This window comes from Bradyrhizobium sp. CCBAU 051011 (assembly GCF_009930815.1).
Taxonomy (GTDB): domain Bacteria; phylum Pseudomonadota; class Alphaproteobacteria; order Rhizobiales; family Xanthobacteraceae; genus Bradyrhizobium.
Genome location: NZ_CP022222.1, coordinates 5,239,074 through 5,251,487, shown reverse-complemented (window position 1 = coordinate 5,251,487; position 12,414 = coordinate 5,239,074). Strand labels below are relative to the sequence as shown.

The 12,414-nt window shown below is 58.6% G+C and carries 13 protein-coding genes; all 13 read right to left on the bottom strand.

The annotated features are described in order from the left end of the window. Positions 1-4 precede the first annotated feature (4 nt). Positions 5-541 carry a tetratricopeptide repeat protein gene (locus ACH79_RS24480; protein WP_202639026.1) on the bottom strand — a complete coding sequence of 179 codons (537 nt, stop codon included), beginning with the start codon at positions 539-541 and terminating at the stop codon, positions 5-7. Positions 542-623: 82 nt separating this feature from the next. Then, the gene (locus tag ACH79_RS24475; RefSeq protein ID WP_161853302.1) at positions 624-1,022 is read right to left on the bottom strand and encodes a hypothetical protein; all 399 of its coding nucleotides are present in this window, start codon (positions 1,020-1,022) and stop codon (positions 624-626) included. Positions 1,023-1,036: 14 nt separating this feature from the next. Continuing rightward, the gene (locus tag ACH79_RS24470; RefSeq protein ID WP_161853301.1) at positions 1,037-2,695 is read right to left on the bottom strand and encodes a type II and III secretion system protein family protein; all 1,659 of its coding nucleotides are present in this window, start codon (positions 2,693-2,695) and stop codon (positions 1,037-1,039) included. Positions 2,696-3,158: 463 nt separating this feature from the next. Beyond that, complete coding sequence (locus ACH79_RS24465; RefSeq protein ID WP_246738091.1) at positions 3,159-3,572, bottom strand: TadE family protein; 414 nt, start codon at positions 3,570-3,572, stop codon at positions 3,159-3,161. Then, complete coding sequence (locus tag ACH79_RS24460) at positions 3,572-4,912, bottom strand: pilus assembly protein TadG-related protein (RefSeq protein WP_161853299.1); 1,341 nt, start codon at positions 4,910-4,912, stop codon at positions 3,572-3,574. Before ACH79_RS24460 ends, ACH79_RS24465 begins: the two co-directional genes overlap by 1 nt. 549 nt (positions 4,913-5,461) lie before the next feature. Then, positions 5,462-6,106 (bottom strand): isoprenylcysteine carboxylmethyltransferase family protein, encoded by a 645-nt coding sequence (locus tag ACH79_RS24455; RefSeq protein WP_161853298.1) that lies wholly within the window; start codon positions 6,104-6,106, stop codon positions 5,462-5,464. Positions 6,107-6,109: 3 nt separating this feature from the next. After that, positions 6,110-7,021, bottom strand: coding sequence for a type II secretion system F family protein (locus ACH79_RS24450; RefSeq protein ID WP_161853297.1), 912 nt, complete (start codon positions 7,019-7,021; stop codon positions 6,110-6,112). Beyond that, positions 7,018-7,947, bottom strand: a complete 930-nt coding sequence (locus ACH79_RS24445) for a type II secretion system F family protein (RefSeq protein ID WP_161853296.1) — start codon at positions 7,945-7,947, stop codon at positions 7,018-7,020. The genes ACH79_RS24450 and ACH79_RS24445 overlap by 4 nt, the downstream gene beginning before the upstream one ends. Beyond that, the gene (locus ACH79_RS24440; protein WP_202639329.1) at positions 7,947-9,380 is read right to left on the bottom strand and encodes a CpaF family protein; all 1,434 of its coding nucleotides are present in this window, start codon (positions 9,378-9,380) and stop codon (positions 7,947-7,949) included. The genes ACH79_RS24445 and ACH79_RS24440 overlap by 1 nt, the downstream gene beginning before the upstream one ends. Then, positions 9,377-10,585, bottom strand: coding sequence for an AAA family ATPase (locus tag ACH79_RS24435; protein WP_161853295.1), 1,209 nt, complete (start codon positions 10,583-10,585; stop codon positions 9,377-9,379). Before ACH79_RS24435 ends, ACH79_RS24440 begins: the two co-directional genes overlap by 4 nt. After that, positions 10,585-11,532, bottom strand: coding sequence for a Flp pilus assembly protein CpaB (gene cpaB / locus ACH79_RS24430; RefSeq protein ID WP_161853294.1), 948 nt, complete (start codon positions 11,530-11,532; stop codon positions 10,585-10,587). The genes ACH79_RS24435 and cpaB overlap by 1 nt, the downstream gene beginning before the upstream one ends. A gap of 1 nt (position 11,533) precedes the next feature. Continuing rightward, on the bottom strand, positions 11,534-12,040 hold the full coding sequence (locus tag ACH79_RS24425; RefSeq protein ID WP_161853293.1) for a prepilin peptidase: 507 nt from the start codon (positions 12,038-12,040) through the stop codon (positions 11,534-11,536). 62 nt (positions 12,041-12,102) lie between these two features. Next, the gene (locus tag ACH79_RS24420; RefSeq protein ID WP_161853292.1) at positions 12,103-12,318 is read right to left on the bottom strand and encodes a hypothetical protein; all 216 of its coding nucleotides are present in this window, start codon (positions 12,316-12,318) and stop codon (positions 12,103-12,105) included. Between the last annotated feature and the right edge of the window lie 96 nt (positions 12,319-12,414).

The window sequence follows — 12,414 nt, the reverse complement described above, 5'->3', positions numbered from 1 at the left end:
CGCTTTATGGCTGATTGTTCGGCGGTCTTTCAATGAACCGCCGGCTGCCATTGAGAAGCTCAAGGTTATTGGCAATCACCGGATTGGTCGGATCGAGCGAATAAGCCTTCTCGAACTTTCGCCGCGCCGCAGTCAGGTTGCCGCGCAGCATGTACGAATACCCCTGATCATTCAGGACTTGAACGGTTTCGCCTCCCAGCCGGATCGCTTGCGCATAAGCTTGATCGGCAAGATCGAAGCGACGCAACCGGTCATAGCTTGCTGCGAGTCCAACCCAGGCCGTGACGTCCTTCGGCGATTTCTCCACGGCATCCTTGAAATAGCGCTGGGCGTTTCCGTAACTGCCGCGGTTGAAATGCTCCAGCCCCAGCCGCACGGGCTCGTCGGAAGGATAGTATTTGACGTCGGTCGGTTCCTGCACGGGGTCCCCGCCCGGCGGATCCACGGGCGCCACGATCGCGGCCTCCCTCAGCGTATATTCACACCCGCCAAGGACTATCCCCAACCAGCAGCAGGCCAGCATTAAAATCAGACGCCGCATAACCCCTCGTCCCCCGCGCGGCCCAGCGGCCTCACTGCGCCGTTCGTAAAAAATCACCGCTAATTTTACTTACCAAAACCAGTTACCTACTCTCTGCGCCACCAACCGGCACTGATACTCCAGCAGTCGATCCAGCCCCCAATCCTTCCACGCTGATGTTCTGGGTTGGGGTAGGCCGCACGCCCATCTGTTTCGTCGCATCGCCAATGTCGGGAAGCTGATCCACCGGCTGTTTCGTGTTGCCATAGCGTGTCACGGCCGCACCGACGCGCCGGGCGTCGTACGAGATCCTGCGATCGCCGACGTTTCGCGGCCATGGATGGATTGTGTGGGTGACGGCGTTGACCTGTTTGGCATCGCCAGCGCTCATCGTGATGGTGTCGGATCGCTGGAAGTAGCGGTCCACCTCGTCATGACCGTACAGTCCGTAACATCCCCCGAGGAGGATGGGTGCGAACAGAGCCAGATACCTGATGGTCATCTCTCGCTTCCTTCTCAGTTGAGCGTTTTCACAACCGGCTGGTTTGCAGCGGGGGCCGGTACCGGAATCGTCGCAGTGACCTCAGGAGCGATGATGTGACCGTAGGGTCCTTTTACCTCGCCTCCGGAATTGACGTAGTCGTTGTAGCGCTTGCGCACTTCCATCTGGCCATTGAGGAAGAAGTCGACATCGTTGGCCGGCAGCCGTGAGTCGAGCGGCGACGCCAGCGCCTGCCCCGGCACCGCTGGCGCAACCAGGCGCGGCGTGATGATGATGACGAGGTCCGTTTCCTCCTGCTGGTAGGACTTGCTGCTGAACAAGGTTCCAAGCACGGGCACCGAGCCGATCCACGGCAATTGCGAAACGTCCTGCCGGTTACGGGTCTGCAGCAAGCCGGCGATGGCAAAACTCTGGCCGTCGCGCAATTCGACCGTGGTGCGCGCGTCGCGCCGGGTCAAAGCAGGAACTGTCGTCCCCTGAATCGTCACAGCATTGGTGAAATCAAGCTCGCTCACCGACGGCTCCACCCGAAGATTGATCACGCCCCGCGAGAGAACGGTGGGCACGAAGGCCAGCTCAACACCGAATTTCTTGTAATCGATGGTGATGGTGGGAAAACCGGTCGTCGTCGTGTTCGGGATCGGCACTGGAAATTCGCCGCCAGCCAGGAAGCGGGCGGCATCCCCGGAAAGCGTGGTCAAATTCGGCTCCGCCAGCCGGCGAACCAATCCTTTCGTTTCCAATGCAGAGATCAGCAAGTCCACCGAACCGCCGTTGCTGGTTCGAACAATACTGGTCAACAAGCTTCCGAACGGAATCGGGGCGACGCCGCCCGCGGTGCCGACGAGCGCTCCCAACGTTCCGAGTAACGGAAGGCTGCCGGTAGGAGAAGCACCAACAGGCGTGCCGCCAGTATTACCAATGGGGTTTTGGACCGTATTAATACCACCAATCGGTGTTCGGCCTGCCGCAGTGTTCAAATTGCCAAGTCCCGTATTCCCGACATTGGTGCCATTGGCATTGGCAGCGTACAGGTTCACCCCGAGATTACGCCCAGCCTCCCGATTAACCTCGAGGAAGCGCACCTCCAGCATCACCTGTTGCGGTGCCGCGACGCTCATCGCGTTGACGACGACGCCCCCTTTCGCAACGGTGCTGGTGGCGATCGCCATCGCCCGCTCCGCCGCAACGGCGTCAACGGCGGTTCCACTGAGCACCACCTGCCCTTCGGACGACGAGACACGAATCCCCTGCATGCCGGTGCTGGTCCGGATGTTCTGCTGCAGATTTCCGGTGTCGATCGCTACCTCGACATCGAGGATGCCGATCTGCTTCATCGACGAGTCGAACAGGATGACGTTGGTGGTGCCGGTCTGCTTGCCCTGGATGTAAATCAGGTGATCGCTCAGGGACTTCACGTCGACGATGTCAGGCGAGCCCGCGACAATCGTCGAAAACGGCGTATTGACCCTGAAGGTGCGTGACTTGTTGAGGGTCACCTTGACGCGCTGGACGTCGTTCATTTCGCTGACAAAGACGCCGCCGCCGGAGCTTCGCCGATCGGCAGCCCCCGCCTGGTCGACGGTATCAAACATGGCAAGCGCAGCGACAAGAACTATCGTGCTCGAGGCGAAAAGCCTCCCTCGTGCCTTACAAAAAACGCGACCGCCCATTCCATTCCCCTCGCCGCGATCCACTTCCGTCCCCGTAAATTTACGGCCTCGGCGTCCTAAAACTCTCCCTCGCACACCAGGCCGTAGAGCTTACAAGCTGTTCCAATATAAATCGTTACGTCCGAATCCCTTGTCCTTGCGCACACCGGCCTTACGCACAAACTCAGCGCCGCCTCACAGAGGCCAAGTCTTCGCCGCGGATGCGGCACTAAATTCATCATCCCCTCATCTGCATCGTTGGCAAGGAGAGACCTCTATCGGGCTGTGCAGCACCGGAGAAAACTTTTGAATGTTGCCAAGGCACCACTGCTATGCCCGCTTGCGTGCATTGCGTGCCTACCTGCCCTCTCTCCGCTTGGCAGCTCGCCTCGGCAAAGGCTCCCTGACCGATGCGGCACATCCGTTCAGACAGTCAGGTCAAACTCCTCCAGCACTTACCGCACGAACTCCAGAACGATGCCGATTAGAAGGGGATGGTCGTGGAGGCGCTCGGCGCGTTCAATGCGGTGCCCCAAATCGGCATCAGCATGTTGAAACTCGGTTCCGATGCCGTAACAGTAATTGCGCTGGCTCCCGTCGTGGTGGTCAGCGTTGGCGTGAGACCGCCGGCAAACAGCATTGGGGCAACGGCCTTTTTCTCCGCAGCAGATGGCAGGGGGTCGCCGGAACAGGTTGGTGGAACTTTCTGGAGTGCGCTATTGACGAAGCAATCGTTGATCATCCAGGTCCGAGCACCAGCATTCGCGAGTGTGCGCAATGACTGCATGGTGATTGCGTAACGCCCCAAATCGAAGATGGCGAACATCAGTATGAAAAGCGGCACCGCGACGAGACAAAATTCCATCGCCCCTACGCCGCGCTGATCGAGCGTTCTCATCACTGCACCAACTGGACATACTGGCTGCTAGTCAGCTTCGTTTGCGACGGGCACCCTGTGGTGTCAAAGGTGGCATTACCGTTGAACTCGACTGACTTGGCGATCAACTCGCCACACTTGCCGCCGGCTAAGTCGAGCGTCGGATCGCCCTGATACGTCACATTCGCGCTCGGCAAGTACATGACCCCTTTCAAATTGATACCGGAATTTCCGCCGAATTGTAGGTCGTTCGGGCCATTCTTGCTCGTGTCAGGATCAGGGATCTTATAGATCGCCATATTGGCGAACAGGCTGGCGTAGGACTGAAGTGCAGACGGAAGCTGCGAGGCTGCGACCGACGGGTTGCCAGTGATATTGAGGGAACTCCCGCCATTCATCTTCAAGCTCGAACCGGGCAACAGGATGAAAAGTGCTGTGCCGGAGATCGACACGCCACCACTGAGGGTGAATTCGCCAGAGATGAAGTAGACCCCACCCGTCAATGGAGCGGGGGAGTCACTAGCATTACCGGTCAATTTAAACTTGTCGTTCCTGCAAGGGGTCGCTGCACTGGAAGCGGTCAGAGTGTTATCCGGACACTTCGCGAGCGTCGGTATCGTAACTCCGTCAAGCGCGGAGAAGGGATTTGGGATCGGCGCCGGCATATAAGTGAGCGCGGTGTTACAGAACGATGCGCCACCCGTGCAGCCGCCGACAGTCGATAATGAGCCGAGATTCATGCTCATCCCGCCGCCAGTGAAGTTGATTGCATCCTTGGCCGTACTGTTCGAGGCCATGCCGCAATTAGGCGCATCGATGTTCGGGCTGCCTTGAAAACTGATAGAGCCGGTCAATGACAACACGCACGGCGGCGCCGTCAGGCTTTGTACTTTGGCCACGGCTGTCGCGCCTATATTGACAGTGGACAAGCCAAGCACTCTCGCCAGGTATGCTGGCTGTTGCTGGCTGACAGTGGCCTGAACGTAAGTTCCGGCCGCCCCCTTCCATGAAGTGAGCGAAGCGACCTGGACGGTCTGCGAGACTCCTGATGGAAGACTACCGGCGCACTGGGAGCCGGGATAGGAGGTGCCGCCCGCGTTGCAGAACGCGTTCTGTGCCGCGGATTGCTTGGCGCGATAGTCCACTGATTCTAGACCCGCCGCGCACGGCGGGTTCGATAAGCATAATTGCTGCACGGCACCGGAATAGGCTGCCGCATCGGCGGCATTCTGCGCGTGTTGCCTGGTGACGTACCACGATCCCGCCTCGCCCCCGAGCGCGACCACACCTATCAGCGGCACCAGGGCGATAACGGTTGCGAAGGCGACGGAACCACGACGAGAGTGAAGCAAGCCACGCATGGACCACTCCTATTGAAACCGTTCTGCGTAAGGCAGTGTGAACGAACAAGGATCGGCGTTACCACTCCGACAGATCACCGATCTCAGCACGATCGGCGCCACGGTGACGGTCGTCGTGTATGTGTAGTGCTTGGGCGAATCAGAGTTGCCTGCGGAGCAGGCAGCCATGGAGTCGCTGCAAACGACTTGGAGATTGTTGATGGGATAACCCGAAACCGAAGTGGGGAGCCCTGACTTCCAGCCTGCCCAATCTGTAACGTCAGGTGGCGGATTGTACTGGATTCTTTGCCCGAAGGCGCGCAATGCCTCCCACGCGGCTACAAACCGAAAGCCAGCGGCAGCAACGTCGGCAAGCGGCAGAAGCAGAGTCACCCCCAAGAACGCGAAGACAACCAGCATTTCCAACGCGGCGGCACCGCGCTGATCCGGGATGAAAGACTTTCGATGGCTCGCGCGCCTGCCTCGACGGACACTTACCACGTCCGAATGACGACCCCGAGCACGAGCGATTTGAACGATGTCCATGACAATTCGGCCACGCATAGCCGCTCACCAAACATAAGGGACCAATCTCCAACGCGATGCTTCGTAGCTGGAATACTCTGGGCAAGTGCGCCGAAGCAGGTCTTCTTCGTAAAGAATTCGGCATACTTGAACGCCGATATGCAGGACCAGTACGATCACCGTTGCCGGTGTCAGGTATTGCAGCACTACACCCAGTATTACGATCTCTTCTGCGAGGTAGAGCGGGTGCTTGATCCATCGATAGGGACCGGTTTGCACCACTGAACGCGCCTGTGGCACCAAACTGAACGACCGCCCTAGGTGTCGGATGGTGACAAGCATCATGATCATGCCGATCAGCACGCAAGCGGTGGACAGCAAGTTTGGCAACGCCTGGTCGGACTTGCCGAAGAAGGAGATTGTCCATGGCATATAGCTGCCGACGAACGCGGCTACCCTGGGCAGCAACCCATCCGCATGCGCTTTTGCCGGTGATCTGGTCATGATCAACAGCGCCAGGAGCATGTAGAAGACGGCAAGGCAAAAACTTGATAGCAGCGATGGCCAGGGATCGGTAAATGACCCAATTCTGATGGCGACGCAAAGTGCCAGCAACAGAAACCACATACTGCCGAGCAGTTGCATCATCCATTCGTAAGACCAGTTCTTCGACACGGTAACCGTGCTCATGGCTCACTTCACCCCGATACTGGAGAATGTACGCACGAGGTGCAGAAACGGACTTCCACCCAGAATGACGAACATGGCTGGAAGCAAGAACAACACCATCGGAATGGTCAGCTTGGCGCCTAACTTGTGCGCTCGTTCCTCCAGGTTAGTAATACGTTCTCGCCGGAGGTCGATAGCGATACTGCGCAGGGCCTGGCTCAGTGGCGTTCCGTACTGCAGGCTCTGGCTAACCATGGTGCCGAACCGGCGAAGTCCTTCTGACGCAAATGCCAGCTTCTCGAATGCCTCGCTGCGATTTGGCAATATCCTGAGATCATCAAGAAGGCCGTACAAAACCCGGGCCATCGCAGGATTAGTCTGGTTCATTTCTTCCGCTACTCGTTCCAGCGCGCTCTCCAGACCCATTCCCGCTTCGCTGCAGACAACCAGCAAATCGATCATATCCGGCGTGCCTTGCCGAATGGCGGCATTGAAGCGCCGCTTCAGCACCAACAGGATCAACCGCGGCCCCATAATTCCGAGCACCACGCCAATGAGACTGAAGATCAGCACATCGGTCAGTGGCTTCCCAAGAAGCTGCCCGACAAACAGGGCAATGATCGGAAATAAGAACATGCTGACAGTTTTGACACCGATCCAGATCGGCACGGTTCGATGAGGATTCAAACCTGACGATTGAACGATCGTTCGGAGCTGGTCGATATTCTCCGCAGAGTAGAAGTGCCGATACCGCATGCCGAGCGACGAAAGCCAACCGGTCACGTCTTGGAGGGGCGCTGACCGGCCAGGAACGCCCAACACGGCGTTTGACACCCGCATGTTCAACGCACGAATGTGCAGTTCGTGGATGATCAGCACGACGGTCGCGGTCGCAAGTGCTATGGTGAGGGCCACCAAACTGAGACCAAAAGTCATAGTTCTGTTTCCCTTCTGACCATCCAACGTATCACAAGGGACCCGACAATCACTGAGGCTGCTGCGTAAGCCAGGAGCTTGTTTCCCGTCCGATCATAGATCAGCAGATCGACTGTCAGCGGATTGATCAAGTATAGTAACCCACCTACAATTACGGGCGACAATGAAAGCGCTCGTGAGGAAAAGATCACCTCTCCAGCCAGAGCCTTCGCGCGAGCAGCGAGCGCAACGCGCTGCCTCACAGTATCTCCCAGTGTTTGTAAGGTTTCGGTCAAACTGCCACCTGACTTTAGCTGGACTGCAAGTGTGACCGCAAAGATCCCATACTCTGTCACTTGCGTTCGCCGATAGACAGCTTCTACAGCCTCCTCTGGAGGTCTCCCCATACTCAGTTCGCTGCATACGATTGCAAACTGCCCAGCTGTTGGTTGCGGCATCTCGCGAGCAATGGTGCGAAATGCTTCGGTCACGGGTAGCCCAGCTCGAACAGTACTCGTAACCAGCTGGATCGTGTCGGGTAGCTGTCGGAACAGTTGACTGGCGAGGCGATGTCGTTGCCATCCAAACAGGCCTCGCACGACCATGATGGCGACAACTGCAGCCGCCGGATACGCGTAGAAGTTAGAAAACTTCAGCACGCTATTGGCGTAAAGGATTGCGACTGCTGCGATCACACCGGCAAACAGCACATACGCGGGGTGCCAAGCGTAAACTATCCCAGTCTTGTAACCGGCTATGCGGAAGAGAAACTGCGAGCGGGACCCGGCCTCCAACCGACGAATGGAGGGCAGCTTCGCTGAATGCGAAATTGGCAGAGCTATCGATAGTTGACGAGCGATGCGCCGTTCTCGTGCGTCGAGCCACAACGTCGCGGCTGCCGCGCATATCAGGAGCACCAGGTCAATGGTGGTCAGAAACTGCGGCATTATAGCTGCCTCATAGCCTCGGCCCAGGCTCGATCAAGCCCATAATAGGTAAGACGGCTCTTGAACTTTGGGACTGCGTGTGTGGACCTGTAGGCGCCCGATATCCGGCCGTGAACATCCTCGTGTTCGTACTCGAACGCCGCGATGTCATTGGTGGTGATCACCTCGCCTTCCAGCCCGATCACCTCGCTAATCTGGATAACGCGACGCTGTCCATCCCGCATGCGTTCTACCTGCACAATGATGTCCAACGCAGCGACGATCTGAGATCGAATTGCCCGGAGTGGCAGATTTGGCTGTCCCATCTGGACCATGTTTTCAATACGGGTCATTGCGTCGCGGGCGCTATTGGCATGCACCGTGGATATCGAACCATCATGGCCTGTGTTCATTGCTTGCAGCATGTCAAACGCTTCAGCGCCGCGCACCTCACCTACGACGATCCGGTCAGGACGCATGCGCAGCGCATTCCACACCAGATCGCGTTGTGTCACCTGCCCCGTGCCTTCCAGGCTGGCAGGCCGGGTCTCCAGGCTGATCACGTGCGGCTGTTGCAACTGCAACTCGGCTGCATCTTCGATGGTGACAACGCGTTCGCTGTGATCGATGAACTGGCTCATGGCGTTCAACAGCGTCGTCTTGCCCGAACCGGTACCGCCAGAGACAAGAACATTGAGCCGGGATCGCGCGGCAATCTCCAGCAGCTGTCCAATGGCCGGGGTCATTGAGCCGTTTTCGATCATTCCAGTCATATTCAAGCGGCGGCTTGGAAATTTCCGAATGGAAATGCACGGGCTATGGATCGCGAGCGGCGGAAGGATGATGTTGACCCGGCTGCCGTCCGGCAAGCGGCAATCCACCATCGGACTGGATTCGTCAACGCGCCGGCCGACTTGCGCTGCAATCTTCTGCGCCACCGAGGCGATGTGATCATTGTCGCGGAATCGTACCGCGATCCGTTCCAGCTTGCCGTGCCGCTCGACATAAACGTTGCTCGCTCCGTTGACCATGATGTCGTTAATCGACTGATCCAGCAGCAGCGGGCGGAGCGGCCCGTAGCCGGTCATGTCGTCCGCAATCTCGTCCGCCAGTTGAAACTGCTCGCGGCCTGACAATTCAAGCCGTTCCTCGTTGGCGATTCCGTGGATGATCTCCTCAATCTGCCGCCGAAGCACATCGCGCGAAACAGTTGCGGCCACCGACGGCTCAATCTGCTCGATGACTCGTTCGCGCAGCGAAGCCGGCATCACGGGATGATGAGCGGAAGGTTCATCGCGCCTTGGCGTCGACGCGGGCACACCTGTGGTCGATGCGGCTGGTGCGGATGCAGCCAAGCCCTGCACAGACGGGCTCGGCGCCGACGCAGGCGGGCTTGGCACTAATGAAGGCAAACGAACTGGCGTATCGTCTGCGCGGCGGCCAAATCTCTTCATAGCCTTAGCAGCCTTCTCAACCATCCCTTCCGCTCGGCACCGATACCCGCGATCTCTCGTACAATCGGAGCGAGGTGGCGTCGCAGTCCTGATACGTGCTTTAGAGCTGGAATTCCGAGATTGACCGCCTGGGTCATCCCCTTCCCGAGATCGGGAATCACCATGTCCGGTTCTGCGCCCAGCGCCTTGACAATCGTGGCTCTGGGAAGGCCCCCGGCACGACCGGCACGATTGAGCAAGGTAAAGACGCGATCTTTGCCGGCGATGTTGGTGACGGCGTTGCGGAGTGCATGGGCATTGCGAAGTCCGGTCACCTCCGCTTCCAGCAGCACCAGCACGTGACGGGAGAGGTTGATCACCGGATGAATCGATGGCGGAAATGGGACCGGTATGTCGACAACGATGTAATTGAACCGTTGACGGAGCAGACCCAGCACGTGTCGCACGCCCGCTTCAGTGATGTCCAGCTGCGCATCCAGCTCCTCATCGGCGGAGATCAGGCAAACCCGCTCGTTGACTTCAATTGCCGCGCGCTCGAGGAACAGCGTGTCAGCCCGCATCGGGTTTTCCAGAGCGATGCGCAAGCCCGGCCCGGGCTGAACACCCAACATCACTGCCGTTTCACCACCTTGAAGGTGAAGATCGAGCAGCGCGACCTTAGCCTTGGTGGTCTCGGCCAGTTGTAGTGCGAGGTTGATGGCGATACTTGTTGCTCCGGCGCCCCCCTGCGCACCGCAGATCGAGACCACATGACCGCCCCGATCCGTCGGACCGAGCGCCGCGTCGCCAAGCAGCTTCGGGCGCAGTTGGTCCAGCACCATATCGCGCGTGAGCGGCCTCGGCAGATACTCCGTCAAGCCGAGCTCCATCAGTTCGCGATAGAAGGTGATCTCCCTGCTCTCACCGATCAGAGCCACCCGAACGTCGGGTGGGCAGACGCCGGCCAACCTTTCCAGTTCGGTGAATGGATCTTCGATCCCACTGATGTCCGTCACCAACGCGGATAGATCAGTGTCGGTTTCGAGCATCCGTATGGCATTGCGGATCGTACCACGCCTGATCGACAGGTTGCTGCCTTCGAGACCTTTGCGCAGAGCCGCAGCGCTAAGATCGTCATTTACGAAACAGACGACCCGGTCGCGCGTTACGACAGATGCAGCTTCAGGAGATGCAGCTTCAGGCGCATTGACTACGGCGATATTCATCAACGTTTCTCCGACCTCTTGCCACCGTATCCCGTTGCGACTGCAGTCTGGCGAGCAACGTCCGGTGATCCATCGCAGCCGGCGATGTCGTCCGCGTACTGCTTCCTGACCGAGTATTGCTTGACCTCACCGCCAACATGAACCACCACCGCTGTCGTTTGGCCGGCAATTGCATTCTGGCGCGCAAGTTCCGGTGACACGTCGCAACTGGACATCGCGCCGGTGTCCGCCGTATTCCATTGCTCGACTGCTGCACGTACGGCCAGGGAGAGCGTCCCGAGCTGTTTTGCGACTGCGATCTTCTTGACCTGCTCTGGCGTGAGCTCCAGCGACACGGTTTGGGCGGCCTTGCCTTTTGCGCTAGCGGCATGCCCGCCTTGCGCAATGTCCTGGTCAATCGCAATGACTCGAACATTGCGCAGAACGGTTTCGCTCAGGGCGCGACGCGCGGGATCCACCTTGTCGAACAGCTGAGTCAGTCCGACATCCACATAGTCGCCCGGTCGGATCAATCCTGAGACGCCCGACTCCTCGTCAACCTTGATGCTGATGGCGCGGCTATCCGGCGCCAGGACGCTGGCGAGAAAACCGCGATCCCGCGGGCGCAATATCTCTTGCAAAGTGATGGGACTGCCAGCGTCGACGAACTTGCGAACCAGGGAGCCGGGAAGTCCGATCTTGGAGTCGGGCGTCTCAAGGATCGCCCCTGCCGGAACACGTTCCGGCAGGGCCGAGCGTACCGTGAAATCTTCTTCGCGGGCTAACGTACCTTTGGACAGCGGACGTGCCGCAACGAAATACCCGACGGTCGCAGGTGCCACCGGCGCCTTCTCCACGACTTCCACCGGGGCCTGTTTTGGCAGGTTCATGTTGTAGGCGATAAGCCCGAGCGCAACGGTCGCGAAGAAAAACACCATGATGATCGAGAGGCGCAAAGCGGATGACATATCAAAGTCCTTTGCTAAGAACGGTCCAGATACCACCGCACGCTATGGCAACCCCGTAAGGTAGCGGCGCGTGTCGCAAATGGCGCCAACGCTCTATCGCGTAGACGCGGCGTACGAGCGACGATCCGGCGGGCGCTAGCCTGGGATATGGCAGGAGGCGCATCATCAGATGCACCAGGGCAAGAATGCCGCCGGCCAGCGCGGTTACGGTCAACAACTGAATCACGGCCGTCAACGGCAGACCGATCGCCAAAGCAACCAGCAACTTGACGTCGCCGCCGCCAATCCACCCCCGCTGGTAAATCATGAACAGCAACAAGAACAAGATCGTCGCGGCGATCATGGATTCGACAAGCTGCATCGGGCTGGCAAGTTGACCGGCGATCCCAATGAGCGCCAGCGCCAGACAGATCTCATTTCGGATCAATCGTGTCGCGACATCGATCGTTGCGACATAGAGCAACAATAGGATTTCGAGAAACGAGGTTATGGGAACAATCCAACTCATCAAATCGCCTTAGAAAATATGGTGACAGATCTCCCGTGCCTCCATGAGACCAGACGGCTGCATTAGCTTCCGACGGCAGTGCTGATAGCGGCGCTGATCGTGCTAATCCCGCTCGTCAGCGTCGTCGCGGCGGCTCCACCAGCGCTAGTACCGAAAGCAGCACTCACTGCGCCGACGACACAAGCCGCCACCATCACGTATTCGAACGACACCACGCCGTCCTTGTCCGTGCGCAGACGCTTCAACGCGTCCGTGGACTCAACCCGATACCTCAACATACGAGGAATCCTTACTTTGGGCCGAAGGCAGGACTGGAGCAATCCAATAAAGTGGGGGGCAGATTCCTATGCCCCCCTCCGGGGCGAGATGCCTGG